This window comes from Amycolatopsis sp. H20-H5, assembly GCF_035828755.1.
GTDB lineage: Bacteria > Actinomycetota > Actinomycetes > Mycobacteriales > Pseudonocardiaceae > Amycolatopsis.
This window is the reverse complement of the sequence record NZ_JAYMZS010000137.1, coordinates 1-21,709: the sequence shown is the minus strand read 5'-3', so window position 1 is coordinate 21,709 and position 21,709 is coordinate 1. Positions and strand designations below refer to the sequence as shown.

The window sequence follows — 21,709 nt, the reverse complement described above, 5'->3', positions numbered from 1 at the left end:
CCGTCACACCCGCCGCGGCCAAACGCCCGGACGGGAACGGCCGACACGGAGATCGTCCGGGCGTGTTGGCCGGAGCGGACACGCGGTGTCGGCTGGTTTCGTGTGCGCGGATGGCCGTCTCGCGTGTCTGGACGGCCGTCACGTGTGTATAGAACGCCGTCACGCGTGTCTGGATCGCCGTCACGTGTGTACGGGGGGCGGACACGGTGAGGGGCGGGCGGGAAACCTGGTAGCGGGCACCCGGGGGTGATTCGTTACCCTTTGCCGTCGGCGAAATCCCAGCTGACACGCCCGACCCATGCCGAAGGAGAGCACCCGCAGTGCTTCGCACCCACAAAGCCGGCACCTTGCGTGCCGAGCACGCCGGTCAGACCGTCACCCTCACCGGATGGGTGGCTCGGCGACGCGATCACGGCGGGGTCATCTTCATCGATCTGCGGGATGCCAGCGGCGTGGCCCAGGTCGTCTTCCGCGAGGGCGAGATGGCCGAGCGCGCCCACCAGCTGCGCTCGGAGTTCTGCGTCCGCATCATCGGCGAGGTCAACGCGCGGCCAGAGGGCAACGCCAACGCCGAGATCCCGACCGGCGCCATCGAGGTCCTCGCCACCGAGCTCGAGGTCCTGTCCGAGTCCGCCGTCCTGCCCTTCCCGATCGACGACCGGGTCGACGTCGGCGAAGAGGTCCGCCTCAAGCACCGCTACCTCGACCTGCGCCGCAGCGGCCCGGCCGCCGCGATGCGCCTGCGCAGCGAGGTCAGCCGCGCGGCCCGCGAGGTGCTGCACGCCCAGGAGTTCGTCGAGGTCGAGACCCCGACCATGACCCGCTCCACCCCCGAAGGCGCCCGCGACTTCGTCATCCCGGCCCGCCTGCGGCCCGGCTCCTGGTACGCGCTGCCGCAGTCGCCCCAGCTGTTCAAGCAGCTGCTGATGGTCGGCGGCCTGGAGCGGTACTACCAGATCGCGCGCTGCTACCGGGACGAGGACTTCCGCGCCGACCGGCAGCCCGAGTTCACCCAGCTCGACATCGAGATGAGCTTCGTCGAGCAGGACGACGTCATCGCGCTCGGCGAGGACATCGTCATCGCGCTGTGGAAGCTCATCGGCCACGACGTGCCGAGCGGGTTCCGCCGCATCACCTACGCCGACGCCATGGCGAAGTACGGCTCGGACAAGCCCGACCTGCGCTTCGACCTGCAGCTGACCGAGATGACCGACTTCTTCAAGGACACGCCGTTCCGCGTGTTCCAGGCGCCGTACGTCGGCGCGGTCGTCATGGCGGGCGGCGCGAGCCAGCCCCGCCGCCAGCTCGACGCCTGGCAGGAGTGGGCGAAGCAGCGCGGCGCGCGTGGCCTCGCGTACATCCTGGTCAACGAGGACGGCACGCTCGGCGGCCCGGTCGCCAAGAACCTGTCCGAGAAGGAGCGCGAGACCGTCGTCGACGCCGTGGGCGCCAAGGTCGGCGACTGCATCTTCTTCTCCGCGGGCAAGGCCGCGTCCACGCAGCCGCTGCTCGGCGCCGCGCGCGACGAGATCGGCAAGCGGCTCGGCCTGATCGACGAAGAAGCCTGGTCGTTCGTCTGGGTCGTCGACTTCCCGCTGTTCGCACCGGTCGAGGAGATCGGCGACGACGTCGCGGTCGGCGGCGGCAAGTGGACCGCGCTGCACCACGCGTTCACCTCGCCCACCCCGGACTCGATCGCCAAGCTCTCCGAGGACCCCGGCGCCGCGAAGGCCTACGCCTACGACATCGTCTGCAACGGCAACGAGATCGGCGGTGGGTCCATCCGTATCCACCAGCAGGCGCTGCAGAAGCAGGTCTTCGAGATCATGGGCCTCGGCGAGGAGGAGGCGCAGGAGAAGTTCGGCTTCCTGCTCGACGCCTTCGCCTTCGGCCCGCCCCCGCACGGCGGCATCGCCTTCGGCTGGGACCGCATCGTCATGCTGCTGGCCAGGGCCGACTCGCTGCGTGACGTCATCGCCTTCCCGAAGACCGGTGGCGGGTTCGACCCGCTGACGGCCGCGCCCGCGCCGATCACCGCGCAGCAGCGCAAGGAGGCGGGCATCGACGCCGTCGCGAAGCCCGCCACGCCGCCGAAGTAGTGCTGCACCTGAGAGCGGTCAGCCCGCAGGACAAGACCACCGAGGTGCTCGAAGTCCTGCGGGCCAGCCCCGGCACGGCACATCTGATCGTGCACCGCGGCGTCGCGATCAGTCCCGAGGGCGACCTCGTCGAGGCGGACATCGCGCGCGAGTCGGCCGACGAGATCGTCGACGCGTTGTGCGCGCTCGAGCTGGACCGCACCGGCGGCATCACCCTCGAAGCGCTCGACACCGCGTTGTCCGACGCCGCCGACCAGGCGGAGGAGAAGGCTCCCGGCGAGGGCGCCGACGCCATCGTCTGGCAGGAGCTGCTGGGCCGTACGGGTGAGGAATCCCGCCTGAATGTGACGTTCCTGGCGTTCCTCGTCATCGCCTGCCTGCTCGCGTCGGTCGGCGTCATCACCGACTCGGCGGTGACCATCGTCGGTGCGATGGTGGTCGGCCCGGAGTTCGGGCCGCTCGCCGCCATCGCGGTCGGGCTGGTGCTGCGGCGCGGGGACCTGGCGCGCCAGGCCGGGAGCGCGCTGGCGATCGGGTTCCCGCTCGCGATGGCCGTCACCCTCGGGGTGGTGCTGCTCGGGGACGTCACCGGGGTACTGAACCCGGAATCCCTCGGCGGCAACCACCAGGTCGACTTCGTCTACCAGGTCGGGCCCGCGTCGTTCATCGTCGCGCTGCTGGCGGGCGCGGCCGGAATGCTCTCGATGACCTCGGCCAAATCGGCCGCGCTGGTCGGGGTGTTCATCTCGGTCACGACCGTCCCGGCGGCCGGGTACGCGGTGGTGGCGGCGGTCGTGGGGGATTGGCACAAATGCCTGTTCTCGATCGGCCAGCTCCTGGTCAACCTGGTCGGAATCGTGCTGGCTGCGGCCATTGTGCTGATGTTCCGCCGTCGCGGGCAACGTTCCGCGGTGCTCGCGCGTCCGCTTTCACGCGGGTGACGCGGGCAACGCCGATCCGCACGCCCTTGTCCGGATCTCAGTGGTCATGGTTGCTCGCTCACTAGTAGGGTCGGTGGCAATGACAGTCGACACCTCCTCTGCCGACGATTCGACAGTCGGAGCTGGAGCCGAAACCTTCGCCGTCGAGGCAGCGGTCGCCGCCGGCGAACAGGTACTCGCACGCCGATTCGGCAGTGCCATCCTCCTGGTGGACCCCGAGGACCTGGCCGGGAGCGGCCCGGCCACCGTGGTCAGGGCCACGGTGGCGTCCTCGCCGTTCTCGCTGCCGCGCACCCTCATCATCAAGCACTACCCGGAGCCCGCGTGCCCCGGCGAGGCCGATCCGTTCGCGCAGGAGGCGGTCAGCTACCAGCTGTTCACCGCGCTGGCGCCGGAGGAGCGGATGTGCCCGGAGCTGCTGGCGCACGACGGCCGCCAGCGCGTCCTCGTCATCGAGGACCTCGGCCGCGTGCCCACTCTGCGGGACAAACTGCGCACAACGGACGCGCGGGGTGCTGAGCGCGCGTTGCTGTCGTGGGCCCGGTCCCTCGGCAGGCTGCACGCCAGCACGGCCACCCGCGAGGCCGACTTCAACGCGCTGCTCCGCAGGCTGGGCGGACCGGTCAAGGGTGAGGACACGACCCCGGCCGCCGTCTGCGCCCAGGTGCCGGTGCTGCTCGAAGAGCGGCTCGACATCGAGACCCCGGCCCCGGTCCGTGAACGGGCCAAGCTGGCCGCCGAAATGGCCCGGTCGACGGAGTACCGCGCGTTCAGCCCGGTCGACCTGCTGCCGGACAACAACCTGATCACCAGCGCCGGCGTCCGCTTCCTCGACTTCGAACGCGGCCGGGTGCGCAACGCGCTGGTCGACGCCGCCCTGCTGCGGCTCCCGTTCGCCACCGCGCCCGACGCGCTCGCGCTGCCGCCGGGCATGAGCGAGGCGATGATCGCCGCCTGGCGGTCCGAGGTCGCCGGGGTGTGGCCCGCACTCGTCGACGACCTCGCGCTGGCCGCGTACCTGGTGGACAGCGAGCTGATGCTCGTCTGGACGCTGACCTGGGAGATGCTGCCGACGCTGGACCTCACGCGCCACGCCACCCCGGTCAGCCGTGAGGCCGCGCTGGTGACCTGGTGGCGCGACCTCGCCAAGCAGGCCGTGCGCACGCAGCTCGACGACGTCGCGGAGCACGCCACGCGCGTCGCCGCCGCGCTCGGCGCCCGGCTGGGCCCGCACGCGGATCTGGCGTTCTACCCGGCCTTCAGGTAGCCCCCGCACCGAGGGTTCGCCGAGGTGTCCTCGGCCTGTTACCCGGTGATCACCGCTGGTGAGTCTGCGTGCCCGATGGTCTTCCGTGTGACCGTGATGAGCGTCGAAGTCACCGAGCCGCCCGATCCCTTCGACTCGCCGGACCCGGCGGCCCCGCCCGCTCCGGTACCGCGACGGGCCGAGCGGCTCGCCGTGCTCGGCGACTCCACCGCGGTCGGGCTTGGCGATCCGCTGCCCGGCGGTGGCTGGCGCGGCGTGGGTCCCCTGCTGGCGGACGCGCTCGGCGTCGACGCCGCGGGCTACCTCAACACCTCGTTCGAGGGTGCCCGGATGCGCTGCGTGCGCACCGAGCAGCTGCCCGCGGCGCTCGGGCACCGGCCCGACGTCGCCGTGCTGGTCGTCGGCATGAACGACACGCTGCGCCCGGACTTCGACGCTCGCGACATCGCCGCGAACCTGACCACGGTGATCACCGAGCTCGCGGCCGTGGGCACCACGGTCGTCCCGGTCAAGTTCCACGACCACGGCAAGGTCTTCCGATTGCCCGCCGCGCTGCGGCGCGCGCTGAGCGCCCGGATCGCGGAGCTCAACGCCGTCGTCGAAGAGGTCGTGACGCGGCTGGGCGTGCCGTGTCTTGAGCTGGGGGAGCTGCCGGGCGCCTACGAGCTGACCACCTGGAGCGTCGACCGGCTCCACCCGTCCGAGTACGGCCACCGGCTGCTCGCGCGCGGGTTCGCCGACGCGCTGGCGGGCACCGGGTTCGCCGTGCCGGAGCCGGTGAGCATGACCTGCTCCGGCGGTGCCGAGCACGGCACGGTGGAGCACGTCGGCTGGCTGGTGCTCAAGGGAATCCCGTGGCTGTGGCGGCGCGGGCGTGACTTCCTGCCGTACGCGGCCACCATCATGTGGCGCGAGTTCCGCGACCGCTACGGGCCGCGCCCGTCCCGCGGCCCGAACACCGTCAGCGCTTCGACGTCGGACGCCGGGTGCCGCACGAACCCGCCGGCCCAGTCCTCGATCCCCGGATAGCCCGAACCGTCCACAAGGGACTGACAGGCCCGCTCGGTGTCGTAGCGGGTCCGGCGCAGCCGGACCGCGGGGCCGGTGGTGCCGCCGAGCAGCGCCCAGTGCGCGCCGGAGGTCCCGTACGGCATGCCGACGCTGCCCGGGTTGACCACGAGGCGCCGGTCCACCAGCCTGCTGAACGGCATGTGGGTGTGCCCGCAGACGACCGTCTCCGCGCTGACGCCGTCGAGCACCTCCGTCCAGCGCGCGAGACTGCTGTCCACCAGCACGACCTCCTCGTCGTCGCGCGGGGTGGCGTGGCAGAACAGCACCTCGCCGAGCCCGGCGACGTCGAGCGTCACGGTGGTCGGCAGGCCGTCGAGCAGCGCGATGTGCGCCTGCCCCAGCTCCGCCGCCGCCCACGGCGCGATCGGGTCGGGGATCGTCGTGGCGCCACCACTGGCGAGGGTGACGAGTTCGCGATCGGCGTTGCCGCGGACCCACACGGCGCGATCGCCGAGCGCGGCCAGCCGCTCGAGCGTCGGCACCGGCAGCGGGCCCGCGGCCAGGTCGCCGCACAGCACGATCCGGTCCGCCGCGCGGACGTCGGGCTCGGCGAGCACCGCGTCCAGCGCGGGCAGCACACCGTGGATGTCGGCCAGCACGGCGACGAGTCCGGCGAGTTCGGTCATCCGGCCAGCATGGCCGTCTCCCCGCGCACCCGGCCAGGTGTGTTCGCCACGGGCTCAACGGCTACCGTCGGCACTGTGGCACAGGACGAGCTCTTCACCGTGAACCCCGACGTGGCCCCGCCGCCCGAGCCAACGCCAGGGGGGCCGCGCGAGCTCGAGGCCGTGCCGGCCGGGTCGCCGCTCGCGGTGCGGATGCGGCCGCGTTCGCTGGACGAGGTCGTCGGCCAGCAGCACCTGCTGCGCGAGGGAGCGCCGCTGCGGCGGCTCGTCGAGGGCGCCGCGCCGGCGTCCGTGCTGCTCTACGGCCCGCCCGGGACGGGCAAGACCACGCTGGCCAACCTGGTGTCCTCGGCCACCGGGCGCCGGTTCGTGGCGATGTCGGCGCTTTCGGCCGGGGTCAAGGAGGTCCGCGGGGTCATCGAGGAGGCCCGGCGGCGGCGCAACTACAACGCCGAGAACACCGTCCTGTTCATCGACGAGGTCCACCGGTTTTCCAAGACCCAGCAGGACGCCCTGCTCGGCGCGGTCGAGGACCGGACCGTCCTGCTGGTCGCCGCGACGACCGAGAACCCGTCCTTCTCCGTGGTTTCCCCGCTGCTGTCGCGTTCGCTCGTGCTTCAGCTGAGGCCGCTGACCGACGAGGACGTCACCAAGCTGATCGAGCGCGCGCTGGTCGACGAACGCGGCCTCGGCGGCGAGCTCACCCTGACCGACGACGCCCGCGCCCACCTCGTGCGGCTGGCCACGGGCGACGCCCGGCGCGCGCTCACCGCGCTCGAAGCGGCGGCCGACGCCGCGAGCGCCACCGAGCACAAGACGATCGACCTCGCCATCGTCGAGTCCACAGTGGACAAGGCGGCGGTGCGCTACGACCGCGACGGTGATCAGCACTACGATGTGATCAGCGCGTTCATCAAGTCGATCCGCGGGTCCGATGTGGACGCCGCGCTGCACTACCTGGCGCGGATGATCGAGGCGGGGGAGGACCCGCGGTTCCTCGCCAGGCGCCTGGTCGTGCACGCCAGCGAGGACATCGGCATGGCGGACCCGACGGCGCTGCAGTCGGCCGTCGCGGCGTCGCACGCCGTGCAGTTCATCGGCATGCCGGAGGGCAGGCTCGCGCTCGCGCAGGCCACCATCCACCTGGCGACGGCGCCGAAGTCCGACGCGGTGATCAAAGGCATCGACGCCGCGCTCGCCGACGTCCGGTCCGGCACCATCGGCACGGTGCCGCCCCATCTGCGCGACGGGCACTACGCCGGAGCGGCCAAGCTGGGCAACGCCCAGGGCTACCGCTACCCCCACGGCGTCCCGGAAGGGGTGCTCACGCAGCAGTACCCGCCGGACGAACTGGTGGGCACGGACTACTACGAGCCGACCCAGCGCGGCGCGGAGCGGGCCATCGCCGAGCGTGTCCCCAAGCTGCGCCGGACCATCCGGGGCACTTCGTGAGCTGGCTGGCCGACACCCGGACCTCCTACGACACGGTCGCGGCCAGCTATGCCGACCAGATGCGCCACGCGCTGGCCGGGGAGCCGTACCTGCGGGCGGCCCTGGCGCTGTTCGCGGACAAGGTGCTGGCCGGTGGCGGCGGGCCGGTGGCCGACGTCGGCTGCGGCCCCGGCGAGGTCACCGCGCACCTGCACGAGCTCGGTGTCGACGCGTTCGGCGTCGACCTCTCGCCCGGGATGATCGACATCGCCCGGCACGACCATCCCGGGCCGCGGTTCGAGGTGGGGTCGATGACGGACCTCGACCTCGCCGACGCCTCGGTCGCCGGGCTGCTCGCCTGGTGGTCGTTGATCCACGTCCCCGACGACGAAATGCCCGCCGTGTTCGGGCACTTCCACCGGGCCCTGCGGCCTGGCGGGCCGTTGCTGCTCGGCTTCCACGTCGGCGACGAGTCGCGCCTGAAGACGGCGGGCTACGGCGGCCACCCGATGAAAGTCCACGTCCACCGCCGCCGGCCCGAGCGGGTTTCGGCCTGGCTTCGCGAGGCCGGTTTCACGGCCGAGGCTCACCTGCTTCTGGACCCGGACGAGGACGTCCCGCAAGCGCTCCTCTTCGCAACTCGTCGATAGGTCGCGCCCTGGACAGGTGAAACGGCACGGTGTGGAACCAGGCGGACACTCCGCGGATATCCGTAAAGAGAGCTTTGCCGGGGCTTGGTGAACGGCTGGGGAGCTGGACGGCTGCCGTTCGCCTGACCGTGGGGGAACGGGCATGCGCAGGGGTGACTATGCGCGCATGGAAATCCCGAGAGTAGGCGTTCCCGACGCACTGGCTTCCCGGCTGTCGATGGCCGAACAACACGAATACCTGAGCCGCCGTTCGATGCTCAAGGGCGCGGCGGCGGGTGGCGCGCTGCTCGCGGCCGGTCCACTGCTGCTCACCGGCACGGCGTATGCGGACGGCACGAAGGTCGTCCCGGTGGGGCGCCACCTCGCCTTCGGCCGCAACCCGCGGACCTCGGTCCGCATCGCCTGGCAGGTGCCCGCCCCGGTGAAGCACCCGTTCGTGCGCATCGCGGAGGCCGGTGACCACCGCCACCGCGGCACCCAGTGGGGCCACAAGATCCCCGCCGAGGTGCGCGCGCTGCACTCCGAGGTCGCCGGGGTCATCGCCCCGCTCGACCAGTACTACCTCCACGCCGAGGTCGACTGCCTGACGCCCGGCCGGACGTACTCCTACGCCGTCGGGCACGACGGCTTCGACCCGGCCGCGGGCGATGGCGGAGCGGCCGCCATCTCGACCTTCACCACCGCGCCCGGCCGGGGTTTCCCGGCGGAGAAGTTCACCTTCACCGCGTTCGGCGACCAGGGCGTGTCCACCACCGCGCTCGCGCAGGACGGTTCGGTCGCGAAGCAGCAGCCGAAGTTCCACCTGCTCGCCGGGGACATCGCGTACGCCGACCCGAGCGGGGCGGGCAAGCCGCCGGGCACCGTGCCGGACTCGGGGCACGACCTGTTCGACCCGAAGGTCTGGGACGCCTACTTCAGCCAGATCGAGGGCGTCGCCGCCTCGGTGCCCTGGATGGTCACCACCGGCAACCACGACATGGAAGCGCTCTACTCACCGGACGGCTACGGCGGCCAGACCAAGCGCTGGGACTTCCCCGGCTCGGGCCCGAAGGACTGCCCGAGCGTCTACTCGTTCATCTACGGCAACGTCGGCGTCGTGTCGCTCGACGCGAACGATGTGTCGAACGAGATCCCGGCCAACAAGGGTTACTCGAACGGCTCGCAGACGGCCTGGCTCAAGCGGCGGCTGCGGTACCTGCGGATGCAGCCGGACGTCGACTTCGTCGTGGTGTTCTTCCACCACTGCGCGTACTCGACGACCAACCAGCACGCGTCCGAGGGCGGGGTGCGCGACGCGTGGGTGCCGCTGTTCGACGAGTTCCACGTCGACCTGGTCATCAACGGGCACAACCACATCTACGAGCGCACCGACGCGCTGCGCGGCGGCAAGGTGACCCGCGAGGTCAAGATCGGCGACACCGTCGACCCGGACCAGGACGGCACCGTCTACGCGACCTGTGGCGGAGGCGGGCGGAGCGTCTACAGCTTCCCGGTGCCCGACACGTTCGCCGGTGAGTTCCCGTCGTATCACTGGGCGCCGGACGGCACGAAGGTCAGCGAGACCGTGGCGTGGTCGCGAGTGCGCTACACCGGGTACTCGTTCCTGGCGATCGACGTCGTACCCGCGTGGTTCGGCCGCAAGACCACCCTGACGGTGCGCACGCTACGCAACGATGGCGTGGAGATCGACCGGTTCACCGTGCGTCGCACCGCGGGCCTGCACAGCGGCTTCGGCCGCGCGCCGCTGACCGCCTCCGGCGTCGGCTCGGACCTCGGCGACGCCTGAGCGTGACTGCCCCTGAAGGCCACCATCACGGCGTAAAACGCCGTGATGGTGGCCTTCAGGGGCAGTCGGCAGTGTGAGACTCGGGGAAAGGCGAGGAGAGCCCGATGACGCTGCTGACCGTGTGGCCCGACGAGCGCCCGGGTTCACTCGTGCTCCGGACCGAGGACACCGAGGCGATCACCGCCGAGCTCAAGCGGATCGGGGTCCGGTTCGAGCGCTGGGCCGTCGTCGAAGGGCTCCCGCGCGAGGCGACCGAGGACGAGATCCTGGCGGCGTACGGCGACCGGATCGGCGAAGTCGTCGAGGCGCAGGGCTACCGGCTGGTGGACACCATGCGGATGACCCCGTCGGACGACCCTGCCTTGGCCGTCGCCGCGGCCGCGTCCCGCGCGAAGTTCCTCGACGAGCACACCCACGGCGACGACGAAGATCGTTTCTTCGCCCGCGGTTCGGCGGTGTACTACCTGCACGTCGGCGAGCATGTGTACGCCGTGCTGTGCGAGGCGGGCGACCTGCTCAGCATCCCCGCGGACACCACGCACTGGTTCGACATGGGCACCCGCCCCGACTACGTCTCGATTCGCTTCTTCCACAGCGAGGACGGCTGGGCGGGCCACTTCACCGGTTCGAAGCTCTCCAGCCGTTTCGCCGGTTTCGACGCACTGACCGCCGCCCGCTGGGGCTGAGCCGTTCCGGCTCTCGCCGACGGCTCTCACTGACACTGACACTGGCCCGGTCCGGTAAGGTCATCCTGCGCTTTTCGGGTGCCGGGAGGGGGGTGGCGTGATGCTGTTCTGCGGTGTCGTCCTGCTGATCCTGGGCGCTTCCGGCCTCACCGCGGGCGAGCTCGGCAAACTCGCCCCGGCGACCTCGGTCACCGTCACCGGGTTCGGCGTGCTGGCCCTTCTCGCCGGTGCCCTGCTCCTGCTGATCCGGGCCAACCGCTTCGGCGGCTACCGTCTCGCACTGGCGGCGCCCCTCGGGGTCGGCGTGCTGGTCAGCGACCACGGGTGGCACTGGATGGACCCGGTCTGGTGGAAGCCGTGGACCGTGGGCGCCGCGATCCTGCTCATCGTCATCGGCACCTTCTCCGGCCTGATCGAGTTCGGGGACGATTTCGAGGGTCCTGGCCTGGCGGCGCTGGCGATCCTGCTCGGCGTGGCCGCCGCTTTCGTCGGCACGTTCGTCGACCTCGGCGGCTGGAGCCCCGTCCTCCAGGTGCTCGGCACGGCCTTGGCGGGCTTCCCCGCCGCAGCGGTTCCGCTCGCTTACCGGGACGAGTATCCGGAGACCCCGGGGCTGACGTCACCCCTTTCGCTGGCCGCGCAGGCGCTGAACGGGTTCGCCGTCATCGCCACCGGTGTGATGGCCATCGTCGTGTTCGGCGTTCCGGTCTGGGCGGGGCTGCTGATCTCGCTCGTGGACCTCGTGGGCGCGGTCCTGCTGCTTCCCCCGCTCGCCTGCGCGTGGCTCGAAGTCGTCAAGTCACCGGCCGCCCGGAAACTGCGGTCGAGCGAGGCACTGAGCGAGGCACGGCTGGCCGTCGCTTTCGGCGCCCTCGCGGTCTATCTGGTGATGCTGATCATCCTGGGCTCGTTGTGGTGGTGGGTCGACCTGCTCGCGGGCGCCGGAGCGGTTGTCAGTCTCCTGGGCATAGTCGGCGCGGTTATGGAGCCGAAGGGCAAAACCCCGCCCGCCACCGAGCCGCAGGTCGTCGAGGCGAGCCCCGTCTTCGACGAGACTCCCGTGGGTCTGGCGCAGCTGTTCCCGGTCCAGCCGGAACCTGTGCTCCCGATCCCGATGGCGGAGCCCGCGCCCAGGCTCGGCCAGGGCGGCACGCTGATCGCGGACGCCCTCGGTGAGCTGACCGCCCGCCAGGACAGGGTGTTCCGGCTGTTACCCCACCCGGTCCGTCACACCGAGGACAGGTAGGTCAGCGCCGCGGTCACCCGGCGGTGTCCGCTCTGGTCGAGCCGCTTGTCGCGCAACAGCGCCCGCAAGACGGCCTGAGCCTGTTCGGGATGACCGAGTCCCGCCAGCTCCTCGGTGACCTTCAACCTGGTGGTCAGGGAGAACCTCGCTTCGGTCAGCATCATCGCCACCAGCAGGCCCCACAGCCCGGCGTCCGCCGCCAGCACCGACGCCGCCAGGTCGCCGTCCGAGTCCCAGCGCTCGGCCATCGCCGCATGCCAGCGACCGTCGTCCCCGAGCAGTTCGGTGAACCAGGCGAGTTTCCGCAGCGCCTCGGCACCCCTACCTTGCCCGATGATGGTTTCAAGCGCCTCGATCGCGCTCTGCCCCTTGCCCAGCAGGCCGAGTTCGTGGATGCACCGCACCCGCATGAGTACGGGCAACCGGGCGTTGGCCGCCAGCAGCGCGAGCTCCTCTTCGATCTCCGGGTCGTCCGCCGCCCCGGCGGCGAGTGTTTCAAGCGCGTCGATCCGGGCGTTGAGGTCGCGTCCGGTGCCGAGCACGATCCGCCGCAACTCGACCCGGCGGACGGGCGGGGTGGACGGCGGCGCCGGGCGGTATCGGCTGTTGCGCACCAAGGCCAGCGACGACGCGGTGTTGCGGTGGAACTGCCGGGGCTTGGGAAGTCCTTTGCCGAGCAGGGATCGCAGCAGCGCGTGGTACACCGTGTCCATCGAGAGGAGGTCGGTGTTGTTGTCGACCCCGTCGCGCAGCAGCCGGATCAGCTCGCCGCTGAACGAGGTGTACCGCTCGCCTGCCGGTGCCATCGCCGTCTGGTTGGCGCCGCTGGAACACAGGGTGTACGCGCCGTCGACCTCCATGAGGTCTTCGGGACCACCCATGGTGGCGTTGAACTCGCGCAGCGCGCGCTCGGCGTAACAACAGTCGAGGACGAGTACCTTGATCTTCGCCGGGCTCGCCCTGATCATGCTGTGCAGACGATCCATCTGCAGCGAGGTGTGGTCGCGGTAGTGGTCCTTCGTATCGGCCAGCGCGAGCAGGAGCCGCCCGTCGTCGGTCAGCAGGCCGTGCCCGGAGTAGTAGACAATCAGGACGTCCTCGGCCTGCTCCGCCAGGTTCGCGATCTTCCACGTCTCGTCGGAGCGCAGATCCTCGAACACGTGACACACGGACCGATCGAGCCCGCCGAGCGCCGGCTCGACGAGGACCTCCGCCAGCTCGCGGACGTTGTTGCGGACCGCGGGCAGGTCGGGCAGGTTCGGATCCTCGTACGCCGCGCACCCCACCAGGAGGGCACGCGACACCAACGAATCGGCTCGCCGCACCATCGGTCAGTCCTGTGCCAGCGCCTGGCTGGCGGCCTCGACCAGCTCCCGTACCCCGGCCGGGTCGGCCTTGAACCGCTTGACGTCCAGGGAGACCTTGCGGTCGCCGATGGTGACCTCGACGTTCACGTCGGAACGCCGGTTGCGCAGCCACACCGAGATCGACGCCACCAGCACGGTGATCGCGCCGCCACCGCCCAGCGCGACCGTGAGCGCGTCGCCCGCCCCGCCCATGTGCCCTAGCTCTGGCGTGACCGAAAGCGGCCGCACCCGGCCACGCAGCTCGTCCTCCTGGCGTAACCAGTCCAGCAGCGACGAAAGCTCGTCGCCCCCTTCGGTCACCGAAACCCGTGCTTCCATGCGCTCACCGTACCCGGACACCCTTTTGCCGGTGCCGTTCCCCGAAAGTCCCTGAAGGCCACAGCGTCCCCAAAGGCCCGTCGCCTCGTCGGCGACGGGCCTGACGGCGTTAGACGCTGTGATGGTGGCCTTCAGGGACAGTTCAGCAGGTGGTGCCGGGGCGGCCGTCCTCGACGCGGCCGGTGAGGGTGCGCAGGAAGGCGGGGTCGCCGTCGGCGGTCACGCGGACGTCGTACCAGCCGTTGCGCACCGGGCAGTCCACCGTCACCGAGCGCCGGGCCGGGACGCGCACGACCCGGTTGCCCAGCCGCAGCGTCACCGCCGTCGCGCCGGAGTTCGCCAGCGTCAGCTCCAGACCGCCGCGCCAGGACAGGAAACGCGTCCGGACGTCGACACCCGCCGCCGCACCGGAGCGGCTGCCGCGCAGCTCCCACCAAGACCGGTTCGGGCCCTGCACGACCACGCGGTAGGCGTCGCCCTTCAGCGGCAGGCCCTGCGACAGCGAGCCCTTGACGTCCCAGTGCGCGGGCTCGGGCAGTTCACCGGCATACGGGTACACCGCGAAGTGGGCCGACGCCTTCCCGTCGTTGGCGAGCCGGAGAGCGAGCTGCCCCGAGTTGTCGAGCGAACCCGAGACCGACGCCTGATACGGCAACGCGCGGGCGGCGCGGGTGCCTGGCTCCGCGACAGGCAAGGCCTGGTCCGCGGGCGGAACCGGGTGCCAGCGCGAGATCGGCGCGGGCACCGGGCCCGGCTTCGTCACGTGCGGCGGGCGGCCCGCGCGGGAGAAGTCGAACGCGCCGGTGAGGTCGCCCGCGACCGTGCGCCGCCACTGGCTGATGTTCGGCTCCTTGACGCCGGTCCAGCGCTCCAGCAGCCGCAACACGGACGTGTGGTCGTAGACGGTCGAGTCGACGAACCCGCCGATCGTCCACGGCGACACCACGGTCATCGGCACCCGCGGCCCGAAGCCGATCGGCTGACCGTTGAAGTGGTCGTCGTCGTTCGCCGCGTTGCCCGGCGGGACGGGCGGCGGCACGTGGTCGAAGTAGCCGTCGTTCTCGTCGAAGTTGATCAGCAGCACGGTCTTCGACCAGGTTTCGCGGTCGGACGCGAGCGCGTCGAGCACGTCGTAGATCAGGTTCGCGCTACCGACCGGGGTCGACGCGCCGGGGTGCTCGGAGTCGGCCGCCGAGGGCACCAGCCAGCTGACCTTCGGCAGCTTCCGCGCCTTGATGTCCGACCGCAGGCGGCTCACCAGCGTCTCGGGCTCACTGCGGTACATCGCCTTGCCGAACAGGGATCGTTCGGCGGGGGACAGCTTCGCGATCCCGGCGTTGAACTGCGCGAACATCGTCACGCGCTCGGCGGGCGTCTTGGTGACGATCGTGTCGTAGAACTCTTCGGTGGTCCGGAACTTGCCGTCCACCGACGCGAGGATCTTGGCGCCGATCTTCTTGAACGGCACGAAGTACTCGACGGCGTTGTCGGTGAAGTTGTCCCATTCCTGGTAGATCTGCCACGGCACACCGGCCGCTTCGAGCCGCTCGGGATAGGTCGTCCAGTCGTACCCGGCGTGGTCGTAGGAGTACGCCGCGTTGGTGACCGCGCGCGCGGTGCCGCCCGGCTCGGTGCCGACCTTCCCGGTCCACAGGTGGTTCCGGTTCGGGTTGGTGGAGCCGAAGATCGAGCAGTGGTAGGCGTCGCAGATCGTGAACGTGTCCGCGAGCTCGTACTGCAGCGCGATGTCCTGGCGGTCGTAGTACGTCATCGTCGCCGGGCTCTTCGCGCCGATCCAGCCGTTGTTCCAGCCCCGGCCCCACGCCTTGCCGGTGCCGGTCCAGCTGTGGTCCAGGTCGCCGAGGTACTGGATGTCGGAGGCGTTCCGCCCGGCCCGCGCGGCCCCTTCGCGCAGCGAGAACGGCAGCACGCGCCCGCCCGCGGGGTTCGGCTGCTCGAAGACCGACTTGCCGTCCGGCAGCTCCAGCGGGTGGGCGTCGGAGAAGCCGCGGACCCCGCGCAGCGAGCCGAGGTAGTGGTCGAACGACCGGTTCTCCTGCATCAGCACGATGACGTGCTCCACCGCGTCGAGACCACCACGGCGCATCGGTTCGGCCATGGCGGCGTGCACGGACGGGGGCAGCAGGGAGCCCGCGAGCGCGGCTCCGGACACACCGAGCACTCGGCGTCGGGACAGTTCAGGCATGGGGGCACCCTTGCCGAGAAAGATGAACGGGACAAGAACCGAACGGTGGAGGCCGGTTAAGCGAGCACGGGCAGTTCGCGGCACGATGGCGGTATGACCACTGTCGCCTTCCTCGGTACCGGGATCATGGGCGCTCCCATGGCCGCCAACCTCGCCAAGGCCGGGTTCACCGTCCGTGCCTGGAACCGCACCGATGCCAAGGCCGAGCCGCTGACCGCCCATGGCGTCGAGGTGTTCGACGAGCCCGGCCTGGCCGTGGCGGGCGCGGACCTCGTGCTGACGATGCTCGCGGACGGCCCGACGGTGCTGGAGCTGTTCACCGCGATCGCCGCCGCCATCGAACCGGACGCGGTGTGGATCCAGTCGAGCACCGTCGGTCCCGAGTGGACGGCCAAGCACGCCGAGGCCGCGGCGAAGGCCGGGCTGGCGTTCGTCGACACACCCGTCCTTGGCACCAAACAGCCCGCCGAAGCGGGCAAGCTCACCGTTCTCGCGGGCGGGCCGGACGAGCTGCGCGAGCGGTGCGCCCCGGTGTTCGACGCGATCGGCGCCAAGACCCTGTGGGTCGGCGAGGCGGGCGCGGCCAGCAAGCTCAAGCTCGTCGCCAACTCCTGGGTGCTCGCGCTCACCAACGCGGTGGCCGAAACCGTCGCGCTGGCCGGGCAGTTCGGCCTCGACCCGCAGTCGTTCCTCGACTCCATCAAGGGCGGCGGCACCGACGTCGCCTACGCGCACATCAAGGGCGCCGCGATGATCAACGGCGACTTCACGACCAGCTTCCCCGCGAAGCTCGCGGCGAAGGACGCCCGGCTGGTCCTGGACTCCGCGGGCGACGCCGATCTCGGCGGTGTCGCGGCCACGCTGGTCCACCTGGAGAAGGCGGTCGAAGCCGGTTACGGCGACGACGACATGGCCGTGCTGTACCGCGGCGTGGTCGATTCCTGAACAGGGCGGCGGCAGGGGCTATTGGTCGGCGTCGTCCCACACTGTCGCGGCCGCCTGGAGGGATTCGTCCCCGATGATCTTGGTGATCTTGAGCGACGCGGTCCGCCCCTGCGAGGTGCGCACGCAGGCGTAGCCGCCGAGCTTCATCTCGACGGTGGCCGAGCCGCTCGCCGACGCTGCTTCCCGGCATTGTGCCCTGGTGGGCGCGCCGCCCGCGGTCCACTGGGCGACGGTGGTGGCTCCGCGCGGGCCCAGCAGATAGCCGTAGGTGTATTCGGCCGAACTGCTTTCGATGTCCCCGGCCCCGATGTCCCCGTCGTTCTTGTCGGTTTTCGGGGGCTTGCTGTCCAGGTCCCGCAACGCCGCGGGCTTGACGTCGGCGTACTCGTCCAGGGTGATCGTGCCGCTCCAGAAGACCCTTTCGGGATCGGGAGTGGGAGCGGGCGTGGATACCGGGGCCGGGGACGAGGGCGGCGGCGCGCTCTGGCTCGGGGTGCCGGGGAGGGGGAGGGGGAGGTTCGGCTGACTGGAGACCGGGGGTGGCGCCTCGGCGGAGCCGAAGATCCGCGGGGCGATCCAGCCGACGAAGATGCCGAGCACAATGGCGAGGAAGCCGACCACGCCCAGCGCGATCTGAGCGCCAAAGGTCTTGATCTCCCCGACTTCCGCGCCGCTCGCCTTCACCCCGCCGCCGATGGCCGCGGCCCCGAGGAACACCACGCCGATGATGATCAGGCCGACGTGCATCCGAGCCCCCTCCGCCCACACGAAGACGTAAGTGTCCCAGATCGAATCCCGCTGTGCAGACTTTGACCGGGCCGTTCCCTGACCGCGGTCGCGCCGGTGGCTGCGCTGAGTGACCGACCGGCGGGGCGACACCGCCGAACGGCTGGCCAGGCGGTAACCTCACTGGCACTCTTACCGCCCAACCCCGAGGAGGGCCCGTGTCGGCAGGGCAGATCGCCGCGCTGATCGCCGCAGGAGCTTTTGTAGTGCTGGTAGTGCTGCTGGCGATCCCGCTGCTCAAGCTCGGTCGCACCCTCGACGAGGCCACGATCGCGCTCCGCAAGGCGCACGAGAACACCGACCCGCTGCTGCTCGGTGCGAACGAGACGATCACCCACGTCAACGCCCAGCTCGAGCGGGTCGACGGGATCACGGCCAACGCACAGGCCATGTCGGGCAACGTTTCCGCGCTGACCTCGGTGTTCACCGCCACTCTCGGGGGCCCGCTGGTCAAGGTCGCCGCCGTGTCCTACGGCGTCAACAAGGCCCTGCGCGCGCGCCGCAAGAAGAAGGCGGGCGCCGCGGAGGGCAAGCACGCCCCGCGTGCCGGCCGTAAGAAGGCCAAGAAGTGAAGCGGCTGTTCTGGCTGGGCGTCGGCGTCGTGACCGGCGTCGTGCTGTCCCGCAAGGCCGCGGAAACGGCTCGCCAGGCCACGCCCGCGGGGTTAGCCTCGAACCTGGGCGACGCGGTGAAGGAACTCGCGGGCGCCGTGGGCTCGTTCGGCGCCGAGGTGCGCGCCGGGATGAGCGAACGGGAACAGGAGCTGCACGACATGGTCGAGGAGCGCACCGGGCACACCTCGCCGCGGCTGGTGGCCGAGGGCAGGCACGCCGCCGCCCAGCGCCCCGTCCGGCGAGCTCGCCGGGCGGAGGGCTAGCCCCGTCGCGCCCGCGACCCGTCCCTCCGCCGCCGCAGCCGCCCCTTCTCACGGCCCGGCCTGCGATCGCGCTTCCGCGATCCGCCACGTCGAGCCCCAGTACAAGGAACTGACCCGTGGAAACACACGAAATCACCCAGCGCTTCCTGAACTACTTCGAGAGTGAAGGGCATACGCGCGTTCCGAGCGCGTCGTTGATCCTCGAAGACCCGAACCTGCTGTTCGTCAACGCAGGCATGGTGCAGTTCAAGCCGTACTTCCTCGGCGAGGTGCCGCCGCCGTTCGCGCGCGCGACCAGCGTCCAGAAGTGCGTGCGCACCGGCGACATCGACGAGGTCGGCAAGACCACCCGGCACAACACGTTCTTCCAGATGGCCGGGAACTTCTCCTTCGGCGACTACTTCAAGGAAGGCGCCATCGAGCGCGCCTGGAAGCTGATCACCTCGCCGCCGTCCGAGGGCGGCTACGGCCTCGACCCGGACCGCATCTGGGCGACCGTCTACGAGGACGACGCGGAGGCGGCCGGGCTCTGGCGCCGGATCTCCGGCCTGCCCTCGGAGCGCATCCAGTCGCGCGACATGGTGGACAACTTCTGGTCGATGGGCATCCCCGGCCCGTGCGGCCCGTGTTCGGAGATCTACTACGACCGCGGCCCGGAGTACGGCCGCGAGGGCGGCCCGGTCGTCGACGAGGACCGCTACATCGAGATCTGGAACCTGGTGTTCATGCAGAACATCCGGGGCGCGGGCAGCGGCAAGACCGACTTCCCGATCCTCGGTGAGCTGCCAGCCAAGAACATCGACACCGGCATGGGCGTCGAGCGGGTCGCGACGATCCTGCAGGGCGTCGAGAACGTCTACGAGACCGACCTCGTCCGCCCGGTGATCGCGCGCGCCGAGGAGTTCTCCGGCCACCGCTACGGCGACAACCACGTCGACGACGTCCGCTTCCGCGTCATCGCGGACCACGCGCGCTCCGGCATGATGCTGATCGGCGACGGCGTGACGCCGGGCAACGACGGCCGCGGCTACGTGCTGCGCCGCCTGCTGCGCCGCATCGTCCGTTCGACGCGCCTGCTGGGCGTGCACGAGCCGGTGCTGCCCGCGTTCGCGGAGATCGTCCGCGACGCGATGGGCCCGTCCTACCCCGAGCTGGTCAAGGACTTCGACCGCATCAACGACATCATGCGCGCCGAGGAGGAGGCCTTCCTCTCGACGCTGACCAGCGGATCGCGGATCTTCGACCTCGCGGCCGAGGAGACGAAGAAGACCGGTGGCCTGGTGCTGCCCGGTGACCAGGCGTTCCAGCTGCACGACACCTACGGCTTCCCGATCGACCTGACCCTGGAAATGGCGTCGGAGCAGGGCCTGTCCGTGGACGAAGAGGGCTTCCGCACGCTCATGAACGAGCAGCGGCAGCGCGCGAAGGCCGACGCGGCGACGCGCAAGACCGGCCACGGCGACCTCTCGGAGTACCGCAAGGTCCTGGAGCGGCACGGCGAGACCGAGTTCCTCGGCTACGCGGACCTGCAGGCCGACGCGAAGGTCGTCGCGCTGCTGGAAGACGGCGTCCCGGTCAAGAGCGTCGGCGAGGGCCGCGAGGCCGAGCTGGTGCTCGACCGCACCCCGTTCTACGCCGAGAGCGGTGGCCAGATCGCCGACACCGGCGTGCTGGTCGGCGACGGCGTCGAGCTGAAGGTGCTCGACGTCCAGAAGATCGTGCCGGGCCTGTTCGTGCACCGCGTCGAGGTCGTCGCGGGCGAGGTCGGCCTCGGCACCGGCGTCACCGGCTCGGTCGACGCGCACCGTCGCCTGTCCATCGAGCGCTCCCACTCGGCCACGCACCTGGTCCACGCGGCCGTGCGCGGCGCGTACGGCAAGCGCGCGGCGCAGGCCGGTTCGCTGAACTCGCCGGGCCGCATGCGGTTCGACTTCACCACCTCCGGCTCGGTCTCGGCCGACGTGCTGACCGCGGTCGAGGAGGAGGTCAACGACTACCTCCAGACCAACGTCGAGGTCCAGACGGTGGTCACCACCAAGGACAAGGCCCTCGAGATGGGCGCGATGGCGCTCTTCGGCGAGAAGTACGGCAACGACGTCCGCATGGTCGACATGGGCGAGTACTCCCGCGAGCTCTGCGGTGGCACCCACGTCGACCGCATCGGCCAGCTCGGCATCGTCAAGCTGGTCTCCGACTCGTCGATCGGCTCGGGCGTGCACCGCGTCGAGGCGCTGGTCGGCACGGACGCGCTGAAGTACGTCCGTAAGGAGCAGCTGCTCGTTTCGCAGCTCGCGAGCACCTTCAAGGTGCCCTCCGACCAGCTGCCCGGCCGCATCGATGACGTGTTGACCCGGCTGAAGAACGCGGAGAAGGAGATCGAGCAGCTCCGCACCCAGCAGGTGCTCGGCTCGGCGGGTGCGATCGCGGACAAGGCGCAGGACGTCAACGGCATCACCCTCGTGGCCGAGCACCTCGGTGAGGGAATCGACGCCAACGGCCTGCGCGCGCTCGCCACCGACATCCGCGGCCGCCTCGGCTCGCGGCCCGGTGTCGTCGCGCTCTTCGCGCCGCAGGGCGACAAGATCAGCTTCGTGGTCGCGACGACCTCGGCCGCGCGGGACAAGGGGCTCGCCGCGGGCAAGCTCGTCCCGTCGTTCGCCGGGGCCATCGGCGGCCGTGGTGGCGGCAAGCCGGACATGGCGCAGGGCGGCGGGACCAGTCCGGGCGGCGCCGAAGAGGCCATCGTCTCCCTGCGCGCGGCGGTCGCCGGCATTGGCTGACACCGGCGTCCAGCGGCGCCCGGATCGTCCCGGCGAGGGCGATCCCGGGCGCGGCAGGCGGCTCGGGGTGGATGTCGGTTCTGTCCGGGTAGGGGTGGCGCTGAGCGATCCCGCCCCCATCCTGGCGAGCCCGCTCGTTACCCTCTCTCGTGATGCGAAGGACGACAGCGATCTCGACAGGCTTGCCGAACTCGTCACCGAACACGAGGTGGTCGAGGTGATCGTGGGTTTGCCGAGGACGCTCGCCGACCGGCAGGGTCCGGCCGCGATGATCGCCCTCGACTACGCCGATCGGGTGGCGGCGAGGGTGGCACCCGTACCAGTGCGACTGGCCGATGAGCGGTTGACCACGGTCACCGCGTCCCGGATGCTGTCCCAGCGCGGCGTCAAGGGCCGCAAGCAACGCGCGGTGGTCGACCAGGCCGCCGCCGTGGAGATCCTGCAGGCCTGGCTCGACGCCGTCGCCGCACACCGCGCTCGGGAGGGCGAGTCATGACCGAGCCCCCGAACGACCCCGAGCGCCCCCGCGGCGGCCGCCGCCGGTTGCGGGAACCCGAGGACACGCCCCCGCCGCGGCCCGCCCAGCCGCCGCGGTCGAGGTCCAGGCACGTCCGGCACGAGCCGGAC

19 protein-coding genes are annotated in these 21,709 nt (G+C 71.0%); 14 read left to right on the top strand and 5 right to left on the bottom strand.

What is annotated here, in order from left to right:
- Positions 1-320 precede the first annotated feature (320 nt).
- From aspS to QMK34_RS41030, 4 genes are all read left to right on the top strand, one after another.
- Positions 321-2,099: an aspartate--tRNA ligase gene (aspS, locus tag QMK34_RS41045; RefSeq protein WP_326420216.1), complete on the top strand. Its 1,779-nt coding sequence runs from the start codon at positions 321-323 to the stop codon at positions 2,097-2,099.
- Entirely contained in the window at positions 2,099-3,040 is a 942-nt protein-coding gene (locus QMK34_RS41040; RefSeq protein WP_326420215.1) for a DUF389 domain-containing protein, read from the top strand. Before aspS ends, QMK34_RS41040 begins: the two co-directional genes overlap by 1 nt.
- Positions 3,041-3,119: 79 nt before the next feature.
- Positions 3,120-4,307 carry a phosphotransferase gene (locus QMK34_RS41035; RefSeq protein ID WP_326420214.1) on the top strand — a complete coding sequence of 396 codons (1,188 nt, stop codon included), beginning with the start codon at positions 3,120-3,122 and terminating at the stop codon, positions 4,305-4,307.
- Between the two features lie 75 nt (positions 4,308-4,382).
- Positions 4,383-5,336 (top strand): SGNH/GDSL hydrolase family protein, encoded by a 954-nt coding sequence (locus QMK34_RS41030; RefSeq protein WP_326420213.1) that lies wholly within the window; start codon positions 4,383-4,385, stop codon positions 5,334-5,336.
- Here the strand turns inward: QMK34_RS41030 and QMK34_RS41025 are convergent.
- Entirely contained in the window at positions 5,234-6,004 is a 771-nt protein-coding gene (locus QMK34_RS41025; RefSeq protein WP_326420212.1) for a metallophosphoesterase family protein, read from the bottom strand. The genes QMK34_RS41030 and QMK34_RS41025 overlap by 103 nt on opposite strands.
- Before the next feature lie 75 nt (positions 6,005-6,079).
- Here QMK34_RS41025 and QMK34_RS41020 point away from each other — a divergent pair, with 75 nt between their 5' ends.
- The 5 genes from QMK34_RS41020 to QMK34_RS41000 all read left to right on the top strand — a co-directional run bounded on the left by QMK34_RS41020 (position 6,080) and on the right by QMK34_RS41000 (position 11,803).
- Entirely contained in the window at positions 6,080-7,456 is a 1,377-nt protein-coding gene (locus QMK34_RS41020; protein WP_326420211.1) for a replication-associated recombination protein A, read from the top strand.
- Positions 7,453-8,085 carry a class I SAM-dependent DNA methyltransferase gene (locus QMK34_RS41015; RefSeq protein WP_326420210.1) on the top strand — a complete coding sequence of 211 codons (633 nt, stop codon included), beginning with the start codon at positions 7,453-7,455 and terminating at the stop codon, positions 8,083-8,085. Before QMK34_RS41020 ends, QMK34_RS41015 begins: the two co-directional genes overlap by 4 nt.
- A 166-nt stretch (positions 8,086-8,251) precedes the next feature.
- On the top strand, positions 8,252-9,871 hold the full coding sequence (locus QMK34_RS41010) for a purple acid phosphatase family protein (protein ID WP_326420209.1): 1,620 nt from the start codon (positions 8,252-8,254) through the stop codon (positions 9,869-9,871).
- A gap of 104 nt (positions 9,872-9,975) precedes the next feature.
- The gene (locus tag QMK34_RS41005) at positions 9,976-10,557 is read left to right on the top strand and encodes a 1,2-dihydroxy-3-keto-5-methylthiopentene dioxygenase (protein ID WP_326420208.1); all 582 of its coding nucleotides are present in this window, start codon (positions 9,976-9,978) and stop codon (positions 10,555-10,557) included.
- Positions 10,558-10,657: 100 nt separating this feature from the next.
- Entirely contained in the window at positions 10,658-11,803 is a 1,146-nt protein-coding gene (locus tag QMK34_RS41000) for a hypothetical protein (RefSeq protein ID WP_326420207.1), read from the top strand.
- Here the strand turns inward: QMK34_RS41000 and QMK34_RS40995 are convergent.
- From QMK34_RS40995 to QMK34_RS40985, 3 genes are all read right to left on the bottom strand, one after another.
- Entirely contained in the window at positions 11,785-13,131 is a 1,347-nt protein-coding gene (locus tag QMK34_RS40995) for a caspase family protein (RefSeq protein ID WP_326420206.1), read from the bottom strand. The two genes, QMK34_RS41000 and QMK34_RS40995, sit on opposite strands and share 19 nt — an antisense overlap.
- 3 nt (positions 13,132-13,134) lie before the next feature.
- Positions 13,135-13,488: an effector-associated constant component EACC1 gene (locus tag QMK34_RS40990; RefSeq protein ID WP_326420205.1), complete on the bottom strand. Its 354-nt coding sequence runs from the start codon at positions 13,486-13,488 to the stop codon at positions 13,135-13,137.
- A 142-nt stretch (positions 13,489-13,630) separates the two neighbouring features.
- Positions 13,631-15,694, bottom strand: coding sequence for a phosphocholine-specific phospholipase C (locus QMK34_RS40985; RefSeq protein ID WP_326420204.1), 2,064 nt, complete (start codon positions 15,692-15,694; stop codon positions 13,631-13,633).
- 93 nt (positions 15,695-15,787) lie between these two features.
- Between QMK34_RS40985 and QMK34_RS40980 the strand changes: the two genes are divergently transcribed.
- On the top strand, positions 15,788-16,639 hold the full coding sequence (locus QMK34_RS40980; RefSeq protein ID WP_326420203.1) for an NAD(P)-dependent oxidoreductase: 852 nt from the start codon (positions 15,788-15,790) through the stop codon (positions 16,637-16,639).
- A gap of 18 nt (positions 16,640-16,657) precedes the next feature.
- Here QMK34_RS40980 and QMK34_RS40975 read toward each other — a convergent pair whose 3' ends face one another.
- Positions 16,658-17,386, bottom strand: a complete 729-nt coding sequence (locus QMK34_RS40975) for a hypothetical protein (RefSeq protein WP_326420202.1) — start codon at positions 17,384-17,386, stop codon at positions 16,658-16,660.
- Positions 17,387-17,583: 197 nt separating this feature from the next.
- Between QMK34_RS40975 and QMK34_RS40970 the strand changes: the two genes are divergently transcribed.
- From QMK34_RS40970 to ruvX, 4 genes are all read left to right on the top strand, one after another.
- Positions 17,584-17,997, top strand: a complete 414-nt coding sequence (locus QMK34_RS40970; RefSeq protein ID WP_326420201.1) for a DUF948 domain-containing protein — start codon at positions 17,584-17,586, stop codon at positions 17,995-17,997.
- Positions 17,994-18,302 (top strand): hypothetical protein, encoded by a 309-nt coding sequence (locus QMK34_RS40965; RefSeq protein ID WP_326420200.1) that lies wholly within the window; start codon positions 17,994-17,996, stop codon positions 18,300-18,302. Before QMK34_RS40970 ends, QMK34_RS40965 begins: the two co-directional genes overlap by 4 nt.
- Before the next feature lie 116 nt (positions 18,303-18,418).
- On the top strand, positions 18,419-21,082 hold the full coding sequence (gene alaS / locus QMK34_RS40960) for an alanine--tRNA ligase (protein ID WP_326420199.1): 2,664 nt from the start codon (positions 18,419-18,421) through the stop codon (positions 21,080-21,082).
- 67 nt (positions 21,083-21,149) lie between these two features.
- Positions 21,150-21,578 carry a Holliday junction resolvase RuvX gene (ruvX, locus tag QMK34_RS40955; protein WP_326420217.1) on the top strand — a complete coding sequence of 143 codons (429 nt, stop codon included), beginning with the start codon at positions 21,150-21,152 and terminating at the stop codon, positions 21,576-21,578.
- The last annotated feature ends 131 nt before the right edge of the window (positions 21,579-21,709 follow it).

Coding starts and splice junctions, on each gene's coding strand:
- QMK34_RS41035 (WP_326420214.1), top strand. CDS start 3,120: ATGACAGTCGACACCTCCTCTGCCGACGATTCGACAGTCGGAGCTGGA.
- QMK34_RS41030 (WP_326420213.1), top strand. CDS start 4,383: ATGGTCTTCCGTGTGACCGTGATGAGCGTCGAAGTCACCGAGCCGCCC.
- QMK34_RS41025 (WP_326420212.1), bottom strand. CDS start 6,004: ATGACCGAACTCGCCGGACTCGTCGCCGTGCTGGCCGACATCCACGGT.
- QMK34_RS41010 (WP_326420209.1), top strand. CDS start 8,252: ATGGAAATCCCGAGAGTAGGCGTTCCCGACGCACTGGCTTCCCGGCTG.
- QMK34_RS41005 (WP_326420208.1), top strand. CDS start 9,976: ATGACGCTGCTGACCGTGTGGCCCGACGAGCGCCCGGGTTCACTCGTG.
- QMK34_RS41000 (WP_326420207.1), top strand. CDS start 10,658: ATGCTGTTCTGCGGTGTCGTCCTGCTGATCCTGGGCGCTTCCGGCCTC.
- QMK34_RS40995 (WP_326420206.1), bottom strand. CDS start 13,131: ATGGTGCGGCGAGCCGATTCGTTGGTGTCGCGTGCCCTCCTGGTGGGG.
- QMK34_RS40990 (WP_326420205.1), bottom strand. CDS start 13,488: ATGGAAGCACGGGTTTCGGTGACCGAAGGGGGCGACGAGCTTTCGTCG.
- QMK34_RS40985 (WP_326420204.1), bottom strand. CDS start 15,694: ATGCCTGAACTGTCCCGACGCCGAGTGCTCGGTGTGTCCGGAGCCGCG.
- QMK34_RS40980 (WP_326420203.1), top strand. CDS start 15,788: ATGACCACTGTCGCCTTCCTCGGTACCGGGATCATGGGCGCTCCCATG.
- QMK34_RS40975 (WP_326420202.1), bottom strand. CDS start 17,386: ATGCACGTCGGCCTGATCATCATCGGCGTGGTGTTCCTCGGGGCCGCG.